This window comes from Paraburkholderia sacchari, from assembly GCF_000785435.2.
GTDB lineage: Bacteria > Pseudomonadota > Gammaproteobacteria > Burkholderiales > Burkholderiaceae > Paraburkholderia > Paraburkholderia sacchari.
Map to the genome: position 1 here is coordinate 710,371 of NZ_JTDB02000002.1, position 25,435 is coordinate 735,805.

The 25,435-nt window shown below is 66.6% G+C and carries 23 protein-coding genes; 6 read left to right on the top strand and 17 right to left on the bottom strand.

Going from position 1 to position 25,435, the window contains the following annotated elements:
• Positions 1-39: 39 nt before the first annotated feature.
• The 5 genes from purH to NH14_RS10000 all read right to left on the bottom strand — a co-directional run bounded on the left by purH (position 40) and on the right by NH14_RS10000 (position 6,115).
• Positions 40-1,605, bottom strand: coding sequence for a bifunctional phosphoribosylaminoimidazolecarboxamide formyltransferase/IMP cyclohydrolase (gene purH / locus NH14_RS09980; protein ID WP_035526910.1), 1,566 nt, complete (start codon positions 1,603-1,605; stop codon positions 40-42).
• An 88-nt stretch (positions 1,606-1,693) separates the two neighbouring features.
• Entirely contained in the window at positions 1,694-1,927 is a 234-nt protein-coding gene (locus NH14_RS09985; protein WP_028216158.1) for a Fis family transcriptional regulator, read from the bottom strand.
• Positions 1,924-2,988 carry a tRNA dihydrouridine synthase DusB gene (gene dusB, locus NH14_RS09990; RefSeq protein ID WP_035527072.1) on the bottom strand — a complete coding sequence of 355 codons (1,065 nt, stop codon included), beginning with the start codon at positions 2,986-2,988 and terminating at the stop codon, positions 1,924-1,926. The genes NH14_RS09985 and dusB overlap by 4 nt, the downstream gene beginning before the upstream one ends.
• A gap of 227 nt (positions 2,989-3,215) precedes the next feature.
• Positions 3,216-4,571: a UbiH/UbiF/VisC/COQ6 family ubiquinone biosynthesis hydroxylase gene (locus NH14_RS09995; RefSeq protein ID WP_084225444.1), complete on the bottom strand. Its 1,356-nt coding sequence runs from the start codon at positions 4,569-4,571 to the stop codon at positions 3,216-3,218.
• Between the two features lie 41 nt (positions 4,572-4,612).
• Complete coding sequence (locus NH14_RS10000) at positions 4,613-6,115, bottom strand: aminopeptidase P N-terminal domain-containing protein (protein WP_084225442.1); 1,503 nt, start codon at positions 6,113-6,115, stop codon at positions 4,613-4,615.
• A 199-nt stretch (positions 6,116-6,314) separates the two neighbouring features.
• Between NH14_RS10000 and NH14_RS10005 the strand changes: the two genes are divergently transcribed.
• On the top strand, positions 6,315-6,926 hold the full coding sequence (locus tag NH14_RS10005) for a glutathione S-transferase (protein ID WP_035526906.1): 612 nt from the start codon (positions 6,315-6,317) through the stop codon (positions 6,924-6,926).
• A 62-nt stretch (positions 6,927-6,988) separates the two neighbouring features.
• Here the strand turns inward: NH14_RS10005 and NH14_RS10010 are convergent, their stop codons facing one another.
• From NH14_RS10010 to NH14_RS10020, 3 genes are all read right to left on the bottom strand, one after another.
• Positions 6,989-8,596 carry an FMN-binding glutamate synthase family protein gene (locus NH14_RS10010; protein ID WP_035526903.1) on the bottom strand — a complete coding sequence of 536 codons (1,608 nt, stop codon included), beginning with the start codon at positions 8,594-8,596 and terminating at the stop codon, positions 6,989-6,991.
• Positions 8,597-8,855: 259 nt separating this feature from the next.
• Positions 8,856-10,076: a tRNA 2-thiouridine(34) synthase MnmA gene (mnmA, locus tag NH14_RS10015; RefSeq protein ID WP_052148068.1), complete on the bottom strand. Its 1,221-nt coding sequence runs from the start codon at positions 10,074-10,076 to the stop codon at positions 8,856-8,858.
• Positions 10,073-10,579, bottom strand: a complete 507-nt coding sequence (locus NH14_RS10020; protein WP_035526901.1) for an NUDIX hydrolase — start codon at positions 10,577-10,579, stop codon at positions 10,073-10,075. The genes mnmA and NH14_RS10020 overlap by 4 nt, the downstream gene beginning before the upstream one ends.
• A 311-nt stretch (positions 10,580-10,890) precedes the next feature.
• Here NH14_RS10020 and NH14_RS10025 point away from each other — a divergent pair, with 311 nt between their 5' ends.
• From NH14_RS10025 to NH14_RS10035, 3 genes are read left to right on the top strand one after another with little or no spacing between them, the layout of a single operon-like run.
• On the top strand, positions 10,891-12,042 hold the full coding sequence (locus NH14_RS10025) for a Re/Si-specific NAD(P)(+) transhydrogenase subunit alpha (RefSeq protein ID WP_035526899.1): 1,152 nt from the start codon (positions 10,891-10,893) through the stop codon (positions 12,040-12,042).
• A 12-nt stretch (positions 12,043-12,054) separates the two neighbouring features.
• Entirely contained in the window at positions 12,055-12,390 is a 336-nt protein-coding gene (locus tag NH14_RS10030; RefSeq protein ID WP_035526897.1) for an NAD(P) transhydrogenase subunit alpha part 2, read from the top strand.
• Positions 12,390-13,844, top strand: a complete 1,455-nt coding sequence (locus NH14_RS10035; protein WP_035527065.1) for an NAD(P)(+) transhydrogenase (Re/Si-specific) subunit beta — start codon at positions 12,390-12,392, stop codon at positions 13,842-13,844. Before NH14_RS10030 ends, NH14_RS10035 begins: the two co-directional genes overlap by 1 nt.
• Before the next feature lie 12 nt (positions 13,845-13,856).
• Here NH14_RS10035 and NH14_RS10040 read toward each other — a convergent pair whose 3' ends face one another.
• A complete protein-coding gene (locus NH14_RS10040) occupies positions 13,857-14,543 on the bottom strand; it encodes a helix-turn-helix transcriptional regulator (RefSeq protein WP_035526894.1) in 687 nt (228 codons plus the stop codon).
• Between the two features lie 113 nt (positions 14,544-14,656).
• Positions 14,657-15,046, bottom strand: coding sequence for a VOC family protein (locus tag NH14_RS10045; protein ID WP_035526891.1), 390 nt, complete (start codon positions 15,044-15,046; stop codon positions 14,657-14,659).
• A gap of 304 nt (positions 15,047-15,350) precedes the next feature.
• Here NH14_RS10045 and NH14_RS10050 point away from each other — a divergent pair, with 304 nt between their 5' ends.
• Positions 15,351-16,145, top strand: a complete 795-nt coding sequence (locus NH14_RS10050; RefSeq protein ID WP_052148067.1) for a glycosyltransferase family 2 protein — start codon at positions 15,351-15,353, stop codon at positions 16,143-16,145.
• Positions 16,146-16,183: 38 nt separating this feature from the next.
• Here the strand turns inward: NH14_RS10050 and NH14_RS10055 are convergent, their stop codons facing one another.
• The 7 genes from NH14_RS10055 to NH14_RS10085 form a co-directional block, all read right to left on the bottom strand.
• Entirely contained in the window at positions 16,184-17,518 is a 1,335-nt protein-coding gene (locus NH14_RS10055) for a THUMP domain-containing class I SAM-dependent RNA methyltransferase (protein ID WP_035526888.1), read from the bottom strand.
• Between the two features lie 60 nt (positions 17,519-17,578).
• Complete coding sequence (locus NH14_RS10060) at positions 17,579-17,842, bottom strand: HigA family addiction module antitoxin (RefSeq protein WP_035526885.1); 264 nt, start codon at positions 17,840-17,842, stop codon at positions 17,579-17,581.
• A 91-nt stretch (positions 17,843-17,933) separates the two neighbouring features.
• Entirely contained in the window at positions 17,934-20,120 is a 2,187-nt protein-coding gene (locus NH14_RS10065) for a site-specific recombinase (RefSeq protein ID WP_035526883.1), read from the bottom strand.
• A 255-nt stretch (positions 20,121-20,375) separates the two neighbouring features.
• Complete coding sequence (locus NH14_RS10070) at positions 20,376-21,140, bottom strand: PqiC family protein (RefSeq protein ID WP_035526880.1); 765 nt, start codon at positions 21,138-21,140, stop codon at positions 20,376-20,378.
• A complete protein-coding gene (locus NH14_RS10075; protein WP_035526877.1) occupies positions 21,137-22,774 on the bottom strand; it encodes a PqiB family protein in 1,638 nt (545 codons plus the stop codon). The genes NH14_RS10070 and NH14_RS10075 overlap by 4 nt, the downstream gene beginning before the upstream one ends.
• Positions 22,767-23,429, bottom strand: coding sequence for a paraquat-inducible protein A (locus NH14_RS10080; RefSeq protein WP_035526874.1), 663 nt, complete (start codon positions 23,427-23,429; stop codon positions 22,767-22,769). Before NH14_RS10080 ends, NH14_RS10075 begins: the two co-directional genes overlap by 8 nt.
• A 34-nt stretch (positions 23,430-23,463) precedes the next feature.
• Entirely contained in the window at positions 23,464-24,252 is a 789-nt protein-coding gene (locus NH14_RS10085; RefSeq protein ID WP_084225448.1) for a paraquat-inducible protein A, read from the bottom strand.
• Between the two features lie 495 nt (positions 24,253-24,747).
• Between NH14_RS10085 and NH14_RS10090 the strand changes: the two genes are divergently transcribed.
• The gene (locus NH14_RS10090) at positions 24,748-25,338 is read left to right on the top strand and encodes a YceI family protein (protein WP_152617157.1); all 591 of its coding nucleotides are present in this window, start codon (positions 24,748-24,750) and stop codon (positions 25,336-25,338) included.
• Positions 25,339-25,435: the final 97 nt, after the last annotated feature.

A 25,435-nucleotide genomic window follows, 5' to 3' on the forward strand; every position in this document is an offset into this window, starting at 1 on the left:
CGCGTACAGGGCGCGCGCCGCCGCGGCGATCAATAACGATCAGTGACGGAAATGGCGGATGCCCGTCACCACCATGGCGATGTTGTGCTCGTCGGCGGCGGCGATCACTTCGTCGTCGCGCATCGAGCCGCCCGGCTGGATCACGCAGGTCGCGCCGGCGTTGACCACCACGTCGAGGCCGTCACGGAACGGGAAGAACGCATCCGACGCGACTGCCGTGCCCGCGAGCTTGAGGCCCGCGTTTTCGGCCTTGATGCTGGCGATGCGCGCCGAGTCCACGCGGCTCATCTGGCCTGCGCCCACGCCCATCGTCATGCCATTGGCGCAGAACACGATTGCGTTGGACTTCACGAACTTCGCGACGCGCCAGGCGAACAGCAGATCGTCCATTTCCTTCGGCGTCGGGTGGCGTTTGGTCACCACGCGCAGTTCGTGCGGCTGCACGTTCTTCGCGTCGAGCGATTGCACCAGCAGGCCGCCGCCCACGCGCTTGAAGTCGAACGCGTTGTGGCCATCGCCCAAGGCGATTTCGAGCAGACGCACGTTCTGCTTCGCCGCGAACACGGCCTTGGCGGCTGCCGAGAACGACGGTGCGATCAGCACTTCGACGAACTGCTTCGAGACCGCTTGCGCCGCGGCTTCGTCCACTTCGCGGTTGAACGCGATGATGCCGCCGAACGCCGAGGTCGGGTCGGTCTGGAACGCCTTCGAGTACGCTTCGAGCGCATCCGCGCCCACGGCCACGCCGCACGGATTCGCGTGCTTGATGATCACGCAGGCCGGCGCGTCGAAGGTCTTCACGCATTCCCACGCGGCGTCCGAGTCGGCGATGTTGTTGTACGAGAGTTCCTTGCCCTGGATCTGCTTGTAGTTCGCGAGCGCGCCGGCCGGCGTCGAAAGATCGCGGTAGAACGCGGCGCTCTGATGCGGGTTCTCGCCGTAGCGCAGGTCCTGGACCTTGTCGAACGCGAGGTTCAGCACGGCCGGGTAGGTATTGCGCGACTTATGCTCGAGCGCTTCGGTGAGGCTCGTGAGGTAGTTCGTGATCGCACCGTCGTACTGCGCCGTGTGCGAGAACACCTTGGTCGCGAGGCGGAAGTTGGTCGCGTAGCTCACGGCGTTGCCGTTCGCGCGCATTTCTTCGAGCACCTTCGCGTAGTCGGCCGGGTCGACGACCACGGTCACGTCGCGGTGGTTCTTCGCCGCCGAGCGCAGCATGGTCGGGCCGCCGATGTCGATGTTCTCGATCGCGTCTTCGAGCGAGCACTCTTCCTTTGAGATCGTCTGGACGAACGGGTAGAGGTTCACCACCAGCAGATCGATCGTCGGGATGTCGTGCTTTTCGAGCGCGGCCATGTGCTCGGGCAGGTCGCGGCGCGCGAGAATGCCGCCGTGGACCTTCGGGTGCAGCGTCTTCACGCGCCCATCGAGCATTTCCGGGAAGCCGGTGTAGTCAGCCACTTCGGTGACGTTGAGGCCCGCGTCCGCGAGCAGTTTCGCGGTGCCGCCGGTCGACAGGATCTTGACGCCGAGGTCCGACAGCGATTTCGCGAAATCGACGATGCCAGCCTTGTCGGAAACGGAGATGAGCGCTTGCTTGATCATGATGGGGGAGAATTTGCCGAGGGATCGAGAGTCCGCGCCAGAAGTCCAGTACCGTCCGTGGAGCGATGACGGTCGTTACAGCGGGCCGTTACAGCAGGCCGTGCTGCTGAAGCTTCTTGCGCAGCGTATTGCGGTTGATGCCGAGATACTCGGCGGCCAGCGACTGGTTGCCGCCTGCCTGCTCGAGCACCACCTCGAGCATCGGTTTTTCGACGCACGCCATCACCATTTCGTAGACGTCGTGCGGGTTGCTGCCGTCGAGATCCTGGAAATAAATCCCCAGGCTCTCGCGGACGGATTGTTCGATATTGTGCTTGCTCATGCTGCCAGTCGATCGGTGGGTTCGCGCTCGCCGTCCGCGCCGGTTTCGTCGTCGACATAGACGAGGCGCTCGGAAACGGCCTTTTGCTCGTCGAAGAACTGGTTGACGGCGGCGAGTTGGTCGCGCGTGGTGTCCAGCGTGTTCATGCGATGCCGGAACGTATTGGCGCCGCAAAGGCCGCGAGTGTACCAGCCGATATGCTTGCGCGCAGTACGCACACCCGTAAATTCGCCATAAAACGCGTAGTGGTCTTCGAGGTGCTCGTTCATGATCGCCTGGATCTCGTCCACGCGCGGGGGCGGCAGCAATTCGCCGGTCGCGAGAAAATGCCCGATCTCGCGAAAGAGCCACGGGCGGCCCTGCGCCGCGCGGCCGATCATGATGGCGTCGGCGCCGGTGCAGGCGAGCACGTCGCGCGCCTTCTGCGGCTTCGTGATGTCGCCGTTGGCGACCACCGGAATGCGCGCGGCGGCCTTCACGGCCGCAATCGTTTCGTACTCGGCTTCGCCGTGGTAGAGGTCGGCGCGCGTGCGCCCGTGCATGGTGAGCATGGAAATGCCGCTGTCCTCCGCAATGCGCGCGATGGTGAGCGCGTTGCGGTGCTCGCGGTCCCAGCCCGTGCGGATCTTGAGCGTAACGGGCACGGCGTCTGGGCCGGTGCCCACGGCGTCCACCACGGCCTTCACGATGCGCGCGACGAGCGGCTCGTTTTGCAGCAGCGCGGAGCCGGCCGCCACGTTGCAGACCTTCTTGGCCGGGCAGCCCATGTTGATGTCGATGATCTGCGCGCCGTTCGCGACGTTATAGCGCGCCGCTTCGGCCATCATCTCCGGGTCCGCGCCGGCGATCTGCACGGCGATGGGCTCGACCTCGCCCGCGTGATTGGCGCGGCGCATGGTCTTTTCGCTCTTCCAGAGCTGCGCGTTGGACGCGACCATCTCCGAGACCGCATAGCCCGCGCCCAGCCGCTTGCACAGCTGACGGAACGGCCGGTCCGTGACACCCGCCATGGGGGCGACGAACAGGTTGTTGCGCAGGGTGTGGCGGCCAATTGTGAACATGATGCACGGACGAAAGCGGCAGCGCGCCTGGCTGGCTTCGATGAACGTCGAAGGCATCGGCGCGGCGGCGGCTCGAAAAGGGGAAACGCATATTTTAGCTTAAGCGAGATGGGCGGTCTCGGCTTGTGGACCCTGGTGTTGTTCTGGCGATGGCGCCGAAGCGCGGCTGTAGTGCCCTGATGTGAAACACGATTCGACCCTTTCAGCGGAGACGCCGATTCGTCACATCAATTCCGCTGCCCGAACATCATCTGCCGCGCGAGCGCCGTCTTGATCGGCGGCGCGAACTCGAGCGCCGTGAGCGCGAGGCCGCGCAGCGTCGCGAGCGGCGCGAAGTCTACCGTGAACAGGCGCGCGAGCGTGTCCGTCGCGCCAATCGTCATGCGGCGGTCGAATGCGCGGCGGCCCGCGAAGTCGGCGAGCGCGTGCGGCGTGGCGCCGTGTTGCGCGAGGGCGTCGGCGAGCGCGTGGGCGTCGCGCAGGCCGAGATTCAGGCCCTGGCCGGCCACCGGATGCAGCGTTTGCGCCGCGTTGCCCACGGCCGCGATGCGATTGTTGCCGCTGACCAGCGTGTCGAGCGCGTTCAGGCCGAGGGGAAACGCCGCGCGGCCATGGATCTGCGTGAAGCGGCCCATGCGCGTGCCGAAGGCGGCGCCGAGCGCGGCGAGGAAATCGGTGTCGGAAAGCTGGGCACGGCGCTCGGCCTCGACCGGCGACGAACACCACACGAGCGCGTAGTCCGCGCCGCGAACGCCGCCAACTGGCAGCAGCGCGATCGGGCCTTCGTTCGTGAAGCGCTCCCATGCCACGTGCGGCTGCGGCGAAGAAACCGTCACCACGCCAACCAGCGCGGTCTGGCCGTAGTCGCGGGTGCGCTTGCGCGCGTCCGGGGCCGAGTCCGTGGCGGAGCCGGACTCGCCCGAAGCATCGGCGGTTTCGCCTTGTTCGTCGTCACCGTCAGCGTCGGCGCGCGTCGGTTTGTGCACGGTCTGCGGCCGATAGAGCCCGCCTTCCGCGTTCACGAGAATGCGCGCGCGCAGCGTGCGCGTGACACCCGCGCTTTGCACGGGAAGCGTCACGCCGTCGTGGTCGACGACCGGTTCGTGCGCGTGCGTGTGGTGCAGCCAGTGCACGCGCGTGCCGCGCACCGCCTGCGCAAGCGACTGCACGATCGCGCCGTAGCGCGCGACATAGCCAAGCGCGGGCAAGTCGTAGTCGTGCCGGTCGATCAGCGTGCGGCCGAAGTGGCCGCGCTGCGAGACGTGGATGCGCTCGATCGGCGTCGCGTCCTGCGGCCACGCGAGCGCCTGCAGCAGCGTGCGGCTGCCCTGGGAGACGGCGATGGCGCGCGGGTCGCCGGCGCTGTCGTCGGGTTCGCGCGCGTCGATCAACGCGACCGAGAGCGCCGCCGTTGCGCTGCGCCGCGCGAGCCAGCCGGCCAGCGCGAGCCCGACCGGCCCCGCGCCGACGATGATCACGTCAAACTCGTTGGGCGCATGCGTGGCTGCGCTTTTGATCCCGTTTTTGATCCCGCTCGTGATCCCGCTCGTGGTCCCGCCTGCCGGGGTGTTCGCTGCATTCATGTCGCTGCGTTCGCTTCAGATCGTTGGCTTTTAATCGGTGCTCACGCGCCGCGGCGCGCGTCCTGCATCAGCGCCTCGATTTCGTCGGCGGCCACGGGCACGTCGCGCGTGATCAGCTCGCAGCCGGCGGCGGTCACGATGGCGTCGTCCTCGATGCGGATGCCGATGTCCCAGTAGCGCTCCGGGACGTCTTCGGCGGCGCGCACGTAGAGGCCGGGCTCGATCGTGAGCGTCATGCCGGGCCGCAGCGTGCGCCAGGGCGGCGCGGCGGCGGTGGCTGTGGCATTGGCAGAAGCGGCAGCCGCTCCGGCATTTGTGTCGCGTTCGCCGCGCTCACGATAGTCGCCCGCGTCGTGCACGTCCATGCCGAGCCAGTGCCCGGTGCGGTGCATATAGAAGCGCGCATAGGCGCGCTCGGCGATCACGTCGTCGACGCTCGCAAAGCGCTGCTTGTCCACGATGCCCGTATCGAGCAGCCCTTGCGCGAGCACGCGCACGGCGGCCTCGTGCGGCGCCTCGAAGTTCACGCCCGCGCGCGTGGCGTCGATGGCGGCCTGCTGCGCTGCTAGCACGATCTCGTAGAGTTCGCGCTGGGCGCTCGTGTAGCGCCCGCTCGCGGGAAAGGTGCGCGTGATGTCGGAGGCGTAGCCGTTCAGCTCGCACGCGGCGTCGATCAGAATCAGATCGCCTTCGCGCACCACCGCGTTGCCGGCCGGGTAGTGAAGCACGCAGGCGTTCGCGCCCGTCGCGACGATCGAGCCGTAGGCGGGCGCCTGCGCGCCGTGCTTGCGGAACATGTAGAGCAGCTCGGCTTCGAGTTCGTACTCGCGAATGCCGGGGCGGCAGGCCTGCATGGCGCGCACGTGTGCGAGCGCAGAAATTTTGGCGGCGCGGCGCATGGTGTCGAGCTCGTGCGCGTCCTTGACGATGCGCATGTCGTCGAGCAGCGGCACGAGGTCGTACGCGGCGGCCGGCGCGGCAACGCCGCTGCGCGACTGCGCGCGCACGGCGTCGATCCAGCGCTTGACCTGCGCGTCGAAGCGCTCCGAGGCCGCGAGCGCGTAATGGAGCGCCGGACGATCGGCGATCAGGCGCGGCACCTGGGTGTCGATATCGTCGACGGCGAACGCGGCGTCGAACCCGAACGCCTCGCGCGCGCCGTCGGGCCCGAAACGAAAGCCTTCCCACGTTTCGCGCTCGACATTCTTCGCGCGGCAAAACAGGATCGTGGCGGGCTGGTTCTCGCCCGCGCTCGCGTCGAGCACGAGCAGCGCCTCGGGCTCGGTGAAGCCGGTGAGGTAATAGAAGTAACTGTCGTGCCGGTACGGATATTCGGTGTCGCGGTTGCGCGCCGCCTCGGGCGCGGTAGGCACCAGCGCCACGCCGCCGCCTTTGGCGCGCAGCGCGGCGAGCACGCGTTCGCGGCGCGCGCGGTACAGCGCGGCGCCGCCGTCGGGGCCGCGCGGCGCATCGGCTGCGGCGCGAGGGGTGGCCGATGCAGTGGCCGCAGCAGCCGAGGTGCTTTCCGAGAGGTTCGTGTCCATCGTGCGATTGTAGCGCCTGCGTAGTTGCGGCTGCGCAGTTGCTTCTGTGCCGCACGCGCATCGCCGCAGGCCGCTCGCGTGCGCTGTTGCATCGAGCCGACAACACGTATCGGAGAAATCTGCCGCTGCAGCAGGTGACCCGTCAGAATCAGGGCATTCCAACGTATACTTTCGCCGGATTCCAGAAAAGGCAGGTGTGATGAAACTTATCGGTTCGCTCGGCAGCCCCTACGTCCGCAAGGCGCGGATCATGCTCGCCGAAAAGAAAATCGACTACAAGCTGGTGCTTGAAAACGTTTGGGGCGCCGACACGGCGATTCACGATTTCAACCCGCTCGGCAAGGTGCCGTGTCTCGTGATGGAGGACGGCGAAGCCGTGTTCGATTCGCGCGTGATCTGCGAATACGTCGACATGCTCTCGCCGGTCGGCAAACTGATTCCGCAGGCGGGGCGCGAGCGCGTGGAGGTGCGGTGCTGGGAGGCGCTCGCCGACGGCATGCTCGACGCCGCCGTGCTGATCCGTCTGGAAGGCACGCAGCGCGAGCCCGAGCAGCGTAGCGAGGCGTGGGTCGCGCGCCAGCAGCGCAAGATTCGCGAGGGCTTGAACGCGATGGCCAAGGGCCTCGCGGGCAACGCGTGGTGCGCGGGCAACCGCTACACGCTCGCCGACATTGCGGTGGGCTGCGCGCTCGGCTATCTCGACTTCCGCATGCCGGAACTCGACTGGCGCGACCCGCATCCGAATCTTGCCCGGCACTTCGACAAGCTCATGCAGCGGCCGTCGTTCGCCGATACCGTGCCGCAGGCGTAAATATCCAATTACGCAGGACGCGCGCACGCCGCAATGACGTTGCGCGCGCAACCATCTGGGCGTTAGCCTATCTTTTCGATATCCGGCGCGAACGAATCGCTGCGCGCGACCGGCCACCACTTCTCATACAGCTGATAGCGGTAGCGTCCTTCGATAAGGTCGCCCGGCTTCAGGTACCTGAGCAGTTCCGACATCAGCTTGACTTCATACGACGAAACACGACGCACGATGTGATGCGCGCGCAGATCGGCGGGGCTTTCGAGACCCGCGGCCTGGAGGATTTCCTGCAGCGCGTGCAGCGTGTTGCGATGGAAGCTGTAGACGCGCTCGCCCTTGTCGGGCACATTCAGCGCGCGCTGGCGCGCCGGGTCCTGAGTGGCGACGCCCGTTGGGCAGCGGTCCGAATGGCACTTCTGCGCCTGGATGCAGCCCACCGCGAACATGAAGCCGCGCGCCGAGTTGACCCAGTCCGCGCCGATCGCGAGCGTCTTGGCGATATCGAACGCGGTGATGATCTTGCCGCTCGCGCCAATCTTGATCTTGTCGCGCAGGCCGATGCCCACGAGCGTGTTGTGCACGAGCAGCAGGCCTTCCTGCAGCGGCGTGCCGATATGATCGGTGAACTCGATGGGCGCCGCGCCGGTGCCGCCTTCGGCGCCGTCCACGACGATGAAATCGGGCAGGATGCCGGTTTCGAGCATGGCCTTGGCGATGCCGAAGAACTCCCACGGGTGGCCGATGCACAGCTTGAAGCCGGTGGGCTTGCCGCCCGAGAGCTTGCGCAGGCGCTCGACGAATTCGAGCAGGCCGCGCGGCGTGGAGAACTCCGAATGGCGCGCGGGCGAAACACAGTCCTTGCCGATCGGAATGCCGCGCGTCTCGGCAATCTCGGGCGTGACCTTGGCGGCCAGCAGCATGCCGCCGTGGCCCGGCTTCGCGCCCTGCGAGAGCTTCACCTCGATCATCTTCACCTGCGGTTCCTGGGCGAGCCGCTGGAATTTATCGGCGCTGAAGGTGCCGTCGTCGTTGCGGCAGCCGAAGTAGCCGGAGGCGACTTCCCAGATGATGTCGCCACCGTTTTCGCGGTGGTACTTCGACATCGAGCCTTCGCCGGTGTCGTGCGCGAAGCCGCCTTTTTTCGCGCCCAGGTTGAGCGCGCGGATCGCGTTGGCGGACAGCGCGCCGAAGCTCATCGCCGAGATGTTGAAGATCGACATCGAATACGGCTGCTCGCGCTCGGCGCCCACCAGTACGCGAAAGTCGCTGCCGGCGAGCTTCGTCGGCGCGAGCGAATGGCTGATCCATTCGTGGCCGACGGCCTTCACGTCGAGCTCGGTGCCGTACGGACGGCTGTCGACGACATTCTTCGAGCGCTGATAGACGACGCTACGCTGCACGAGCGAGAAAGGCTTTTCGTCGGTGTCGTCTTCGACGAAATATTGGCGGATCTCCGGGCGCACGAATTCGAACAGGAAGCGCAGATGGCCCCAGAGCGGATAGTTGCGCAGGATGGCGTGACGCTGCTGGGTCATGTCCCAGATGCCGAGCGCGACGATGAGCGCCGGCACGATGGCGCACAGCCACGACAGATGATGGAGCGCCGCTGCAAGCACGCAGGCTGCCAGCAGCAGCACCGCACACCACATGGCGAGGTAACGTCGGGAAAACATGGGGGGACTCCTCGATCTTTTGATTCGCTGCGCGAGGCGGGTTGCGGCCGCGCGTGCCGGCCGCGCCCGGGTGAGGCGCGACCGTGCCCGAATGATGCCGGAAGTTGGTGAATCTGGCCGGCAGGACGGCAACAAGCCGGCAAAAAGCCGGCGAGAAGCCGGCGAGAAGCCGGACGGGGATCGTGCGGATGGAGGAGGGGCAACGCGCGGCGCCGAGTGCGCCGCGCAAGCGCGCCTATGTCTGGACTCGAGCCCGGACTTAAGCCAGGTCTCGCGCCGCCGATGCAGCAAACTGCGCCGACTTCTTGCGCGGCGAGCGCTTTTTCTTCGGCGCGACCGGGGGAGGGACGGCGGGCACATGCGGCTCCAGCGTCGTCACGGCTTCGATGATGCCGCCGCCGAGGCACACGTCGCCGTCGTAGAGCACCGCCGACTGGCCCGGCGTCACGGCCCATTGCGCCGTAGGGAAGTGCAGCGCGAACTGGCCCGCGCCGCCTTCCACGTCTGCGGGCGCGGCCTTGAACGAGCAGGGCGCGTCGGCCTGGCGGTAGCGCGTTTTCGCGCCGCACGTGTAGCCGTCGGCGGGCGGCTCGCCCGCGACCCAGCTTACGTTGCCCGCGCGCAGCTCGTGCGCGAGCAGCCACGGATGATCGTGGCCCTGCACGACGTAGAGCGTATTGGTGGCCATGTCCTTGCCAGCGACGAACCACGGGTCGCCGCTGCCGTCCTTGCTGCCGCCAAGGCCAATGCCCTTGCGCTGCCCGAACGTATAGAACGCGAGGCCGATATGCTCGCCCACGACCTTGCCTTCGGGCGTCATCATCGGGCCGGGTTTGGTCGGCAGATAGCGGTTCAGGAAGTCGCGGAACGGCCGCTCGCCAATGAAGCAGATGCCGGTCGAGTCCTTCTTCTTCGCGTTCGGCAAACCAATCTGTTCGGCGATTTCGCGCACCTTCGTCTTGGGAATTTCGCCCAGCGGAAACATCGTCTTCGAAAGCTGCGCCTGGTTTAGCCGATGCAGGAAGTACGACTGATCTTTCGTATGATCGAGCGCCTTCAGCAGTTCGAAGCGTCCGTTATGTTCGTTCTGGCGCACGCGCGCGTAATGGCCCGTGGCGATGGTTTGCGCGCCCAGCGACATGGCGTGATCGAGGAAGGCCTTGAACTTGATCTCTGCGTTGCAGAGCACATCGGGGTTCGGCGTGCGGCCCGCCGAGTATTCGCGCAGAAACTCCGCGAACACGCGGTCCTTGTACTCGGCGGCGAAATTGACCGCCTCGACGTCAATGCCGATCAGGTCCGCGACCGACACCACGTCGATCCAGTCCTGGCGCGTCGAGCAGTACTCGCCGTCGTCGTCGTCTTCCCAGTTCTTCATGAAGAGACCGACGACGTCGAACCCCTGCTCCTTGAGCAGCCATGCGGTTACCGACGAATCGACGCCGCCCGACATGCCTACCACGACCTTACGTTTGCTCATTTGTCTGCTGCCTTGTTGCTGCTTTCTATCCTGGGCCCAACCGCGTGGGTGTGCACGAAATGGAGCGGCACGCGCTTGCCCGCGAGGTAATCGTCGACGCACTGCATGACGAGCGGCGTGCGGTGGCGCGCGCTCGCGGCGCGCAACTCGTCGGCGCTCATCCACAGCGTGCGGACAATGTCCGGATCGAGCGCGCGCGCTTGCGGCTCGCTCGCGACGCTGCCGCAGTAGGTAAAGCGCAGATACGTCGTGCCGCTTTCGCCGGGCTTGCCGAAATGCGTCATGTACATGCCGACCAGCGCCTCGGGCACGAACGCATAAGCGGTTTCTTCGAGCGTTTCGCGCACGACCGCCTCGTGGAGCGTCTCGCCGGCTTCCAGATGCCCGGCGGGCTGATTCAGGCGCAAGCCGGCCGGCGTGTGCTCCTCGACGAGCAGAAAGCGCCCGTCGCGCTCGACGATTGACGCCACGGTGACGTGGGGTGCCCAGGTTTCATCATTCATGGGCCGCTATTTTACCGGCACGCGCCCAAGACTGCCGGGGGCCGGATCGCGTTCGCGGCGACGCTACCCAGCCCGCATGCGGGACCCGAAGGCGGCTTACAGGAGTTTTCGCCAACCGACCGGTCGGACTCCGGAAAGTGTTGTGTGCAGTGCACAAATCTGGGCGATTTCCGCTTCAATCGCGCCGCGGGTTTCGGTTAAAGTGGTGCGTCGTTTTGCCGTTGCAACAGAAAGCCGGCGCGCCTCGTCGGCCGTACTCCGCTCGATTTCGAGCCAGATTAGAACGAAAGCAGGTCGAGGAGGAAACAGCAATGCATATCGGAGTGCCCGCAGAGACGCGGGCGAACGAAACCCGCGTGGCCGCGACACCGGAGACAGTCAAGAAGTACGTCGCGCAGGGTCACACGGTCACCATTCAGGCAGGCGCTGGCACGGGCGCGAGCTTTCCCGACGAGGCTTATACGGCCGCCGGCGCCCAAATCGCCGACGCGGCCGCCGCCTTCGGCGCCGAGCTCGTGCTCAAGGTCCAGTCGCCCTCGGTCAGCGAACTCGCGTTCATGAAGCGCGGCGCGGTGCTGGTCGGCATGCTCGATCCCTTCAATGCGGAAAATGCGCAGAAGCTCGCGGAAGCGGGCGTGACGGCGTTCGCGCTCGAAGCCGCGCCGCGCACCACGCGTGCGCAGAGCCTCGACGTGCTCTCCTCGCAGGCCAACATCGCCGGCTACAAGGCGGTGCTCGTGGCGTCCAATCTTTATCCGCGCTTCATGCCGATGCTCATGACTGCCGCCGGCACGGTGAAGGCCGCGCGCGTGCTGATCCTTGGCGCGGGCGTGGCGGGCCTGCAGGCGATTGCCACCGCGAAGCGCATGGGCGCCGTGATCGAGGCTTCGGACGTGCGTCCGGCGGTGAAGGAGCAGATCGAGTCGCTGGGCGCGAAATTCATCGACGTGCCCTACGAAACCGATGAAGAACGCGAAGCGGCGCAGGGCGTGGGCGGCTACGCGCGCCCGATGCCGCCGTCGTGGCTTGCGCGCCAGTCGGCGCTCGTGCACGAGCGCGCGAAGCAGGCTGATATCGTCATCTCCACCGCGCTGATCCCGGGCCGCGACGCACCCACGCTGCTGCCCGCCGACACCGTGCAGGCGATGAAGCCGGGCTCCGTGGTGATCGACCTTGCCGCTGGACGCGGGCCGGTCGCGGATCAGGCAACGGGAAGGCGCGGCGGCAACTGCCCGCTTACCGAGGCCGACAAGGTCGTCACGCACCACGGCGTGCAGATCTGCGGCTACACGAATCTCGCGTCGATGGTGGCCGCCGATGCCTCGTCGCTCTACGCGCGCAACCTGCTCGACTTCCTGAAGCTCATTGTGACGAAGGAAGGCGCGCTCAATATCGATCTCGCGGACGACATCGTCGCGGCCACGCTGCTGGCCCGCGACGGCGCCGTCACGCGCAAGACCTGAGGAGACCCGGCAATGGAACTGATCAACCATACCGTCATCAACCTGATCATCTTCGTGCTGGCCGTGTACGTGGGCTATCACGTCGTGTGGAACGTCACGCCCGCGCTGCATACGCCGCTCATGGCCGTGACCAATGCGATCTCGGCCATCGTGATCGTGGGCGCGATGCTGGCGACCGGCCTCACGGTGGGCGGCGCCGGCAAGTTCTTCGGCACCTTCGCCGTGCTGCTCGCGGCAGTGAACGTATTCGGCGGCTTCCTCGTCACGCGGCGAATGCTGGAGATGTTCCGCAAGAAGGAGCCGAAGAAGGCAGCGTCCGCAGCATCAGGCAGCAAGGAGGGCGCATGATGAGCATGAACGTCGTTACGCTGCTCTACCTGGTGGCATCGGTCTGCTTCATCCAGGCGCTCAAGGGGCTCTCGAACCCGCGCACCGCGCGCGCCGGCAACATGTTCGGCATGGTGGGCATGGCCATCGCCATCCTTACCACCATCGCGCTGATTGCGAAGCAGTCCGCACAATTCGGCTCGAACCTCGGGCTCGGTCTCGGGCTCTTGTTCGGGGCGCTGGTGGTGGGCGGCGGCCTCGGGGCGTTTGTGGCTGCGCGCGTCGAGATGACCAAGATGCCTGAGCTGGTTGCCGCCATGCACTCGCTGATCGGTCTTGCAGCCGTGTGTATCGCATATGCAGTGGTTTCGGAGCCGGCCGCGTTCGGGCTGGTGGCCGAGGATGCGCCGTATCCGGGCTTTCTGCCATACGGCAACCGCATCGAACTGTTCATCGGCACCTTCGTGGGCGCGATCACGTTCAGCGGTTCGGTGATCGCCTTCGGCAAGCTTTCGGGCAAGTACAAGTTCCGCCTGTTCCAGGGCGCTCCCGTGGTCTATCCGGGCCAGCATCTGATCAACCTGATGCTGGCGCTGGGCATGATCGGCTTCGGCATCCTGTTCTTCCTCACGCAGTCGTGGCTGCCGTTCATCATCATGACGGCGATCGCGTTCGCGCTGGGCGTGCTCATCATCATCCCGATCGGCGGGGCGGACATGCCCGTGGTGGTGTCGATGCTGAACTCGTACTCGGGCTGGGCGGCGGCGGGCATCGGCTTCTCGCTGAACAACGCGATGCTGATCATCGCGGGCTCGCTGGTGGGTTCGTCGGGCGCGATTCTCTCTTACATCATGTGCCACGCGATGAACCGTTCGTTCTTCAACGTGCTGCTGGGCGGCTTTGGCGCCGAAGCGGGCGGCGCGTCGGCGGGCGGCGCGCAGGAGCAGCGTCCGGTGAAGTCGGGCTCGGCCGACGACGCCGCGTTCATGCTCGGCAACGCCGAGAGCGTCGTGATCGTGCCGGGTTACGGTCTTGCAGTGGCGCGCGCGCAGCATGCCTTGAAGGAACTCACGGACAAGCTCGTGGAAAAAGGCGTGGACGTACGCTATGCGATTCACCCGGTGGCGGGCCGCATGCCTGGTCACATGAACGTGCTGCTCGCGGAAGCCGAAGTGCCGTACGACATGGTCTACGAGATGGAGGACATCAACAACGAGTTCGGCCAGACCGACGTGGTGCTGGTGCTGGGCGCGAACGACGTGGTGAATCCGGCGGCGAAGAACGATCCGAAGTCGCCGATCGCGGGCATGCCGATCATCGAGGCCTACAAGGCGCGCACGATCATCGTGAACAAGCGTTCGATGGCGGCGGGTTACGCCGGTCTCGACAACGAACTGTTCTACATGGACAAGACCATGATGGTGTTCGGCGACGCGAAGAAGGTAATCGAGGAGATGGTGAAGACGGTAGAGTAGGCGCCCGCCGCATTATTTCGACGGCGCTTCCACGCGCCGCAAATAGTCGCCGAGCCGTCTCCCGCTCATGTCGGGAAACGGCTCGAGCACTTCCACGTCGTTCATCCGCGCGATGTTGAAGTTGCGGAAATCCTCGCGCATTTCGCACCACGCGCCGACTGTCCACTGCGCCCCCCAGTACACGAGCCCGAGCGGCCAGATGCGCCGCTGCGTATGCGCGCCGATGCGGTCGCAATATGCGAAGCGCACCACGAGCCGCGAATCGACGGCACGATGCAATGCATCCACCTTCTCCGAATACGTGGGATCGACGTGATACGACGGCACGAACACGGCAATGCGTTCGAGCACTGCGCGCTTGTCGGCCGGCATTGCCGCGGCGATCTTTGCGAGCGCGCCGCGCGCCCCGCCCGCGAGCACCGCGCCGCCCCACGATTCGGCCATGCGCGCGCCCACTGCGAGCGCGGTGAGCTCGTCGGCAGTGAAGGTGAGCGGCGGCAGGCTCGCCGTGCGCGCTAGCCGGTAGCCGATGCCCGCTTCGCCTTCAATCGGCACGCCCGAAAGCTGCAGATCGCGTACGTCGCGATAGACGGTGCGCGGCGACACCTCGAGCCATTGCGCGAGCTGCTGCGCAGTGGTGAGGCGGCGGCCGCGCAGCAGCTCGGCGATGCGGAACAGGCGGTCGGCTCGGCGGGTCATGAGTGGGCGGGCCAGAACGGTGGACGGGTTCGGAGGGCCGGTCCGGACAGCGAAGCACTGCGTGGCCGGAAGCGTGACCGGAAACGGTCCCCAGGATGATAGCGCCGCCGCGTTCAGCCCAGCTTGGCGGCGTGCAGGCCGACGCGGTTGCCTTCGGTATCGATGAAGAAGCCGATATAGCCGTAATTGTTGGGCAGCTCCACGGCGGGGCCCTGCTTCTTGCCGCCGGCCTTTTCCACCCGGTCGAGCACGGCCGTGATCGACGGCTGCGCGTTCAGATACACGAGCACGCCTTTCGGGTCCGGCTTGGCGTCGCGCGGATTGAACACGATGCAGCCGCCGGTTTCGGCGTCCGTGTGCGAGAACAGCGCCATTGGCACGCCGCCGACCACCTCGCGTTGCAGCGACGTATCGAGGGCGGTTTCGTAAAAGGCGGCGGCACGATCCAGATCGTGCGCGGGGATTTCGAACCACGAGATGACACGGGATACTTCGGTCGACATGATGCGCTCCTCGGATGCCAATGGTGTCGATGGCGGATGCGGTGAAATGGCGGCGGCTGGCGGGACGCCGTGGCGCCGGCCTGCCCGGGACTCGCTTGATGTCGCGCGGGCTGGCGCAGGAAGGAGTGTGCGGCAGGGCTGCTGACAGCGTGCTGTCAGTAGCTTTGACAGGACGTTCACCGGCTGCGCAGCGCCATGCCGGCAGACGTTTTCGAGAGAGAGGCGCGCGCAAATCTGCTGTAATCGACGGATTTATTCTCTCTTGTTCTCTTGATCCGGCGGGCCGTGGCCAGCCTTGCGCCTCATGTCTCCAAACATCTCCATCATCACGCCCACGGCCAACCGCGAGTCCTTCCTGCCGGCGATTGCGCGCTGCGTGGCGCGTCAGCAGGTCGACTGGGAGTGGCTCGTGCTCGACGACAGCCCGCAGCCCAGCGCCTTCATGCGCCAGCTCGCCGACACCGACCCGCGCGTGCGCTACTACTGGTCGAAGACGCCCATGTCGATCGGCGCGAAACGCAATTTCCTCGTGGGCGAGTCGCGCGGCGAGCTGATTGCCCATTTCGACGACGACGATCATTACGCCTCGCACTATCTAGCGACCATGACGCGGCTGTTGCGCGAAAGCGGCGCGCAGCTCATGAAGTTATCGACGTTCTGGATGTATGCGCCGCACACGCAGTTTCTGGGCTATATGGACCTGAATGCGCGCGTGGGCCTGCATTACGTGCTCAAGGGCAAGGAGGTGAGCACGGTGAGCTTCCACGAGAAGATGCAGATTGGCGCCGATTTCATTCTGTTCTACGGCTTCGCATACGTGTACCGCAAGGCGCTCTTCAATATCGCGCGCTTTGACGACGTCAATTTGTGCGAAGACGAGAGCTTCATCCGCCGCGTGGTGGAGTCGGGCCAGAAAGTGCTTGCCGCCGACGACACGCAGGCGAGCTGCCTGCATCTGATTCATCCGGCTTCCACGTCGCGCTGCTTTTCGCGGCATTCGCTGCCGGTTTTCCTGCTGCCGAGGCTCTTTCCGGAGTACGAAGGATATCCGCTGCCCGTCGAGCCGGGCGGAGCGGCGGTCGGGCCTGCGCGCGTCTGAAACGCGGACGCGGCGCAGGGGTTACATCGCGCAGCCGTTTAGCTGTTGGCGCTGGCGCTGCCCGGGTTCTTGCCGGCGGCGGCGTCCTCGCCCGCGCTGGCAGGGCGCTGGCGCACGCTGCCCGCGATCAGGTCGAAGCGGAACAGGCGGCATTCGAGCGCGCCGTTGAAGAGCGGCGTCTTGGCCGCTTCGCGCAAACGCAGCTGCCCCGGCAGCTTGCGGTCCGAGGTCAGGAAGAACGCGCGCCAGCCCGTGAAGCGCTGCTTGAGCGCGTCGCCGAGCGCCTGGAAGAATTCGGCGTCGGGTGCATCGGTATGAACGCGGCGGAAGGATTCTAGCTCCTCGTAGTCGTCGCGCATCTCGCGCGGCGCGCGAGCTTCGCCACGCGCATTGCGCCCGCGCACCTCGATCCGCTCGCCATACGGCGGATTCGCCACGAGAATCCCGTTGCCCTCCGCGGGCGGCGTCATGTTGCGCGCATCGAGCTGCTTGAGCGGCACCTTGCCGAGACCCGCGCGCGCGAAGTTGGCACGCGCCTTCTCGAGCATGACATCGGAAATGTCGCTGCCGAAGATGTTCAGCTCCGTCGCGCGGCTCATGGCCGTGTTGCGCAACGTGTTCGCCTCGCTCTTCAGATGGCGCCACGCGGCGGTGTCGGCCTGCTTCAGACGCTCGAAGCCGAAGCTGCGCGACAGCCCCGGCGCGATGTCGAGCGCGACCTGCGCCGCTTCGGCCAGAAACGTGCCGCTGCCGCACATCGGGTCGTAGAGCGGCATCTCGGGCGTCCAGCCCGTGAGGCGCAGGATGCCGGCGGCGAGATTCTCGCGCAGGGGCGCGGCGCCCTTGTCCAGACGCCAGCCGCGCTTGAAGAGCGGCTCGCCCGACGTGTCGAGATAGAGCGTGCAGTCGTTCGCGGTGAGGAAGGCGAACACGCGCACATCGGGATACGCGGTATCGACGCTCGGACGCGCGCCGGCCTTGTCGCGCATGCGATCGCAGATCGCGTCTTTCACGCGCAGCGTGGCGAATTCGAGGCTGCGCAGCGGCGACTTGATCGCGGTGATGTCGATGCGGATGGTCTCGTTCGGCGAGAACCATTTTTCCCACTGCTGCTCGCGCGCGAGCGCGTAGATGTCCTGCTCGCCGCGATAGGGCCGCTGGGCGATTTTCAGGAGCACGCGGCTGGCAATGCGCGAATGCAGGTTCGCGGCCATGCCGCCGGCCCAGTTGCCGCGAAAATGCACGCCGCCGGGCACTTCGGCGCCTGCCTGGAGCGCGCCGGGCGGCAGGCGCCGCTGCGCGATTTCGGCCAGTTCGGCGGCGAGCGGGGCTTCGAGGCCGCGCGGGCAGGGAGCAAAGAAATCGAAAGGCATGAGAAGAGAGGGGACGCTGCGGGGAAGGCGCTATTGTACGCGGGTTGGCGGGAGGCGCCCTCAGGCGGCTTGCCGTGCGAGCGGCCGGATTCTCGGGCGCGGCTGCTGGCGGGCCTGCCAGAGGTCCCACTGGGTCTGCACGCCGAGCCATGCCGACAGGCGCAGCGCGATATTGGCGGTGATGCCGGCCTTGCCGTTCAACAGATTGGAGAGGGTCACGCGGTTGATCTGCAGGGCGTGCGCGGCTTGCGTCACGCTCACGTCCGGCGAGATCCACTCCCGCAATACCTCGCCCGGATGCGGCGGGTTGTGCATTCTGCTCATGGTCGTTCCCTTAGTGGTAGTCCTGATAATCGACGAGGACGGGTGCCGTCGAATGTGAACGTGAGACGCCAATTTCCGTTCACCCAGAGGGTCAATCGTTGCCCTCACGCAACTTCGCCCGCCGGATCGGCCACACCAGATCGATCGGATGGCGCGTCACGCGCCGCCAGAACGCGCGCATGAGCGGACGCACGTCCTGGCGCCCGAGGTCGCGCGAGCGTACCGCCATGTGCAGCGCGAGCGCGAAGCTCACCGTCACGTTGAGCACGGCCATGCTCGCCACGCCGGCCACGGCCCACCAGAGCTCGCCGGTTTTGAGCGTAGCAGTGCCGAGCACGCCGAGCGCCACGCCGATCGACCCCGCCGAGAGCGTCACGTGGCGCACTTCGAAGTGGAACGCGATGGCAGAGAGGATCGCGGGCACAATGCCGAGCATCATGCCCAGCACGACGTTGCCCCACACGCCCGCCACGTTCACGCGGCAAAAGTGCGCGAGGCGTGCGGCGCCCGAGGCGCCCAGCGTCAAGCGCAGGCGCCGGTTCCACGCAAGCGCGTCCTCGACGCGATGCAGCACGAACCAGTTGTCGGCCCAGCCCGCGAACAGGCTCGACGCCCACAGCAGCACGCCGGTGAGCGCGGCGTAGAACGGCGTCGGGCCGATGAGCGAGAACGACTGGAGTGTCGCGTGCGCTTTCGCCGGCGTGATCAGGTTCGCGTGGAACAGCCAGCCAAACGCGAGCTGGATCGCGAGACAGGCCGGGAACACGAGCAGCACGTTGCCGAGCACGGCGGCGGCCTGGGTGCGGATCAGCGCCACCACCGACGACACGAAGCGCGCGCGTCCCGCGGGCTCGTTGGCGCCGTCGAGTTCGCGCGCGAGTGTGGGCGCGGTCATCGCGGGCTGCTTGGTCGCGAGCGAAAAGTGGCAGAAGTGCATGACGAGAAAGCTCAGCGCGTAGTTGATGCCCGCGAAGAGCCCTTCGATCATCGAGGGCAGGTGCGCGCCCGTGATGCCGAATTTCACGTAGACCGTCACCGCCGTGACGAGGCCGCCGCCCGCCGCCATGCGCAGCATCGTGAGGTATTCGGCGCGGTCGCGCGCGATGTAGTGCTCGCCGGTGTCGGCGGAGAGCTCCACCACCTTGCGCGAGAGCAGCGCGAAGTTGCTGCGCACGAGGTGGGTCATGCTCTGGCTTTTCTGGTTCGCGCGGACGAGATCGGCAACGAGGCGCGCCTGCGTTGCGGGATCGTCGGCGGACATCCATGCGTCGAGCAGACGCTCCGCGCGGACGATGCGCATGCGCATGCGCTGGACCTGGAACACAGTGTCCACGCGCACGCCGTGGCGGTAGAGGTGCGCGAAGACGCCGTCGGTGGCTTTGCGGCAGTCGTCGAGCAAGAGGCGCAGCCACGTCACTTCCTGCAACAGCCGCGTGGGCTCGCCCGCGTCGCGTGCGTTTTCCACCGCGAGCATCGCGCGCGTGAGGCGGAAGAACGACAGCTTCTCGACGGGGACGTGCGCGTCTTCGTTCGACAGGCGGCTGCGCACCGTCGGCGAGAGACCCGTCGAGCTGATCTGGCAGGTCAGGTTGTGCAGCGCCGTGAGCAGGTCCAGCGAGAACTCGTTGGGCAGCGCAGCCGAAGCGGCAGGGCGCGCGGCGGCCGCGCCGTATTCGTCTGGGACCTGGACCGGGACGGCGGGGGATTCGACCGCGGCTTCCGGCTGGAGCGCACCGGGACCGGCGATCAAGATCCGCAGCCGGGCGAGCAGGTCGTGCGGCAGCGTGGCGATCCACTCGGGGTCGTGGGTCGACGGGAACATCAGCGTGAAGAGCGCCGCGAGGTCGCGCCGGTTCGGCGCGGGCGGGATCAACTGCGCCTGCATCCGGCCCACGAGCGCACCGAACAGGTTCGAGTGGACCGGCATGCCCGCGTCGCAGAGCAGGGTGATGCTGTCGGTCTCGCGCAGCAGCTTGCGCACCATTGCGCCGACGTTGGTTTTCCATGCCGGATTGCGGTCCAGCACGTGCAGCAGGTAGCGCACGCGCGCATGCTCGGGCGGCGCGCGCAACGGCGCATCGGGCTCGGTGGCGGCTGCGGTGGCATCGGCGTCGAGCTGGCCGCGCCGGTGGATCCAGTGTGCGAGCTCGATCAACCAGTCGCTGCGCTCCGCGTAGGGGGCGTCGGCGTCGGCGATGGCGAGCAGCGCATCGAGTTGCTGAACTGCGCTGCGCGAAGCGCGCCATTTTTTCCAGAGCGTCTTGAACGAACGAAACATACTAGTGGCAGCAGGGTAAAGCGGCATTATCGCGGCTCGCGCGGATTGGGCGGTTCGAGTTGGACAGCGCGGGAGCGCACCGATGCGAGGCGTTTGGCGGCACACGGGTGCGAGATAGAGCGGTGTGGAAGCGCCGAAGCCGGTGAGCGCCATGGCGCGACCATGGCGTAGCGCGTACCAGTGCGTTTATGAGGACCCGGGGAACGCGATACGGACGCGGCGAGCCGCGTCCGTTCAGGCTGTCCGCGCTGGGACTCAGCCCGCCGTTGCGGCGGTCGATACGGCCTGCGGGCAGGCGATGCTGGTCATGGGCGACGTATGCACGGAAGACGCCTTCGCGCCGTTCTTCGCCGCGCTCTTCGTGCTTGCCGTCGCGCTCGCTTGCGGCATGGCGGCGAGTGTGCGCACGCCGCTCGCGATGGCCTGCGAGAGCGCCGCCACCGCGCGCCGGTGGCCGACTACGAGCGCGTCATAGCCGTCGCCGACGGGTTCGTTGAGCACGCTGCGGCAGGTCATGACCGTCTGCGAGTCGAGTGCGCGCACGCTCCAGACCGCGTCGATGAGGGCATGCGAGCCCGGCCACGATTCGAAGCGCTGAACATTCACGCTCACGCGGTAGACCGGCACGCCCTCGGGATGCGGCGAGCCATACACGTCGATGGCGCCGAGCTGCTGCGTGAGATCGCCGGAGAGCGCGCGGCGAATCTCGTCGCCGGGCAGCGAGGCCCAGCGTTCCTGCTCGAGCACCTTGACCTGGTTGGCGTCGTTCTGCACGACGAACTGCAGCTTTGCGACCTGCGGCGGCACGTCGACCGGCGCGAGTGCGACGAGCAAAGCTTGATTGCCCGAGGTCGAGGCGACGCTCGCGCGCGCCCCATCGCTGGTCGCGTCGGTGGGGCTAAGCGTGTAGAAGCGGCTGCCGGGCGAGGCGCACCCCGCGAGCGCCGCCACGAGGGCGAGCGCCGCGAGGACTGGGGCCGGGGCTGCCGGGAGCCGCAGGGGGAGCCGGCGAAACGTCATGGCTTGTCTCCTGATTTGCCGCGCAGCAGCGATTCGGGATGACGCTCCAGATAGTCGGAGAGCGCGTTGAGGGATTGCAGGGTGCGCGTGAGTTCCTGCAGCGCCTGATGCACGTCCGATTGCAGCGGCGAATCCTGCTGCAGCGTGGACTGCGCGGCGTTGAAGGTCTTCTGCGCCTGATCGAGCGTGCCGCGCATCTGCGGCAGGATCTCGTCGTTGACCTTGCCGAACAACTGGTTCGCGTTCTTCAGCGAGTCGTTCAGGTTGTTGCCGATCTGATCGAACGGGATCTTGTCGAGCTTCTTCGCGATGTCGGCGACTTGTGCCTGCAGCTCCTCGAGCGAGTTCGGGATCGTCGGCAGTTCCATCGGAATGCGGTCGAAATCCACCTTCGCGGCCGGCGCCTTCGGGAAGATGTCGAGCGCGACGTAGAGTTGGCCGGTGATCAGATTGCCGGTGCGCAACTGGCCACGCAGGCCGCGTGCGACGAGACGCTTGACGAGCTCCTGACCTTGCGGCGTGCCCGGTATCGGCGCTTCGCCGTGAACGCGCCGCGCAAGGCGCTGCGGATACAGGTCCATCGTCACCGGCATCGTGAAGTTGCGCTCCTTCGGGTCGTACTCGATGCCAATGCCCGTCACCTGGCCGAGCACGATGCCGCGGAAGTCGACCGGCGCGCCCACCGAGAGACCGCGCAGCGACTGGTTGAAGTACATCACCACCCGCTGCGGCGCTCCGTCGGGCTCGCGCATCGCTTCGGCCTCGTCGGCGGCGAGCGTGAAGGTCGAGTTGTCGGGCGCCTGCGGACCCATTGCCTGGCCCGGCGGCGCCTGGAACGCGAGGCCGCCCACCACCACCGTCGCGAGCGATTGCGTGTTGATCTTGATGCCGTTCGAATCGAGCTGCACATTCACGCCGCTCGCGTGCCACCAGCGCGTGTTGGTGCCCACGTACTGATCGTAGGGCGCGCTCACGAACACCTGCACCGTGACGCCGTTGCCGTCCTTGTCGAGCGAGTAGCCCGTCACCTGGCCCACCTGGATGCGCCGGTAGAAAATGGGTGTGCCAATATCGAGCGAGCCGAGCGCTTCGCTATGCAGCGTGTAGCGGTGGCCTTTTTCGTCGATGGTCACGGCGGGAGGCGCTTCGAGCCCGACGAAATCGCTCGCGGTATCGTCCGAGCGGCCCGGGTCGGCGCCAATGTAGGAGCCAGAGAGCAGCGTGCCGAGACCCGAGACGCCGCTCGCGCCGATGCGCGCGCGCACGACCCAGAAGTGGCTGTCCTTCTTGGCGAATTTTTCGGCGTCCTTGGTGAGTTCCACGGTCACGAGCACGCGCGAGAGATTCGGCGAAAGCTTGATGGCGCGCACCGAGCCGATATCGACGTCCTTGTATTTGACCTTGGTTTTGCCGGGCTCCAGTCCCTCGGCGCTCAGGAAGCTGATCGTGATGGTCGGGCCGCGCGAGGTCACCGATTTCACCACGAGTGCGATGCCGATCAGCGCCGCGACGAGCGGCACGATCCAGACGAGCGAAGGGAGCCAGCGCCTCGGCTTGACGATGTCCGGCTCGGGAAGGTCGGGCGGCAGCGAGCCGCCTCCTGAAGGCGGGTTCGGTCCTTGCGGACTATTCATGAGGGCGATCCTGAGAGTGTTGCGACGGTTGCTGTTTATCTTCGTCTACCGGATCCCAGATGAGGCGCGGATCGAACTGCATCGACGCCAGCATCGTCAGGATCACGACCGAGCCGAACGCAATCGCGCCGGGCCCCGCCGTAATCACCGCAAGCGACTGGAAGCGTACCAGCGCGACGGTCAGTGTGACCACGAACACGTCCAGCATCGACCAGCGGCCGATAAACTCGACGAGCCTGTAGAGCTTCGTGCGTTCGGTGGGGCGCCATTTGGAGCGGCGCTGCGCCGTGGTGCAGAGCAGCGCGAGCACGGAGAGCTTGAGCATGGGCACGAGAATGCTCGCGATGAAGACGATCACCGCGAGCGGCGCGTCGCCCGAGGTCCAGAAGTAGGCGACGCCGCTCATGATGGTGTCGTCCTCGTCGCCGACAAGCGAGGCCGTGTGCATCACCGGCAGCAGATTCGCGGGGATGTACAGGATCGCCGCAGCGAACAGCAGCGCCCAGGTGCGCGTGAGGCTGTCGGGGTTGCGCACGTGCATCGGCGAGTGGCAGCGCGCGCAGCGTGCATGGGCGGCCTGGCGCTCGCGCGCTTGCACGTGGCCGCAGGCGTGGCAGGAGACGAGGCCGGCGTCGGTGGCGGTGACAAATTTCATCGGGTTGCCTCGGTGCGCTGGAGAAGCGTTGGGTTCATCGCGGGCTCAAGCCAGAGGCGTCCGCGCTGCCGCCGTGCGGCTTCGGTGCGGCCGGATCGCGAATTTCGGGGCTGGAGAGCGGGCCTCTCGGGCCGTCCGGGCCGATATCGGGCCCGCCGCCCGAACCCGTCCCGCTGTCCGCCGGTCCGGCGCCGCCGGGCCGCGCGGTGCGCTGGCGTTCGCGCAGGTCGTCGGCGATATCCCATAGCGTGCGTGCGTCGAAGGTCAGGACCACGGTGATCATGAGCGTGAGCGTGCCGAACGCGAACAGCGCGGTTTCCGGAATTACGCGGGCGAGGCTCACCATCTTCACGATGGTTATGAGCACGCCCAGCATGAAGACTTCGAGCATGCCCCAAGGACGCACGAGCTGGATCGTGCGCAGCACGAGGTTGAATCCCGGCGGAATGACGCCGCGCCGGATCGGCAGGAGTACATAGAGCAGCGCGACCAGTTCCGTGAGCGGGCTAAGGATGGTGGCGCAAAAGACCATCACCGCGACGATCTGCATGTTCTCGCCCCACAGCACCACGAGCGCGCCGAACAGGCTCGACTGCGACACGATCCCGTTGGCATCGAGTTCGATGATGGGAAACGACTGCGCGATGATGAACGTGACGAGCGCGGCGACGGTGATTGCGCAGATGCGGTCGAGCTGCGAAGACGCGCTGCTATAGAGCGTAGCGCCGCAACGCGTGCAGCGTGCGCTTTGTCGCCCGAGCAGGCGAGGCTTTTGGTAGAGCGCGTCGCATTCGTGACACGCGATCAGATTGTCCAGGGCCATGCGGGCAGAAGACGCAAAACGACGTGAGAGGAACGAAAGGCGCTGGCGCCGCAACGGCGCGGCATCGGCACTGCAGGCCATGTTACCAAAGGAGGCCGGCAACACGAGCTTCCTTCGGCCAGCGGAGGCGGCGCGCCGCGGGTCTGGGGACGGGCAGCGTCATGGCCAGAACGGCGTGAGAGTGTGCCATGTTTGTTGCAACTGCGTGCCGCGACTGTGCAACAGCCGTGAGCCAGCGCAGGAGGGCAAGCCGGCTTCCGGTCGCGGGCCTTGCTCCATGCCTGTGTTGCGCTGCGTCACGCGAGCGGAGCAACCTGCGATCCCGCAGATGCATGCATGCGCGCCGCCAGGTTATCTTTCATTCTGAGCGGCCGAGTGACCGGCCATCCCTCCAGGGCTCGCGCGGGCGGCGGGTACGATTGGCGGAGGTTCCCGGCGCCCGGGGTGGGGAAGAGCATGGAAGCATTGATCGTAGTCGCGCGTTTGACTGGAGGCATGGCGCGCGCGGGCAGGGTGCGGGTGGCGCTCGCGCGCGCCGTGCCCATCGTGGCCCGCGCGCTCGTGGCGCCGGCGCTGCTGGCCGCGAGCAGCGCGGCCTGGGCGCAACTGGACGCGGGCAAGAGCACGATCGTGGCCGTCTCGCGGCAAATGAGCGTGCCCGTGGAGGGCCGCTTCATGAAGTTCGATGCGCAGATCAACTTCGATCCGGCGAAACCGGCGGCGGGCACGGCGCGCCTGACGGTCGATACGGCCAGCTACGATCTCGGCGACGCGAGCTACAACGACTCGGTGCGCGGTCCCGAATGGTTCGACGCGAAGGCTTTCCCGCAGGCTACCTTCGTCTCCACGTCGATCACGCCCACGGGGCCGAACCAGTACAGCGTGGGCGGCAACATGACGATCAAGGGGCATACGCAGCCCGTCGTGGCCCCGGTCGTGCTCACCCAGCAGGGCGCGACGCAGACCTTCGACGGCACGCTGCCCATTCATCGGCTCGCGTTCGGCATCGGCACGGGGGAGTGGAAGGACACCTCGACCGTCGCGGACGAAGTGCTGATCAAGTTTCACATCGTTGTGCGCAAGTAGCGGGCAACGAGTGGCCAACGAGTGAGCAGCGTGCGAAAAAAAAGCCGGTTCGCGAGAACCGGCTTTGTCGTTCGATCGTGCTAGATGGAACGTAGAG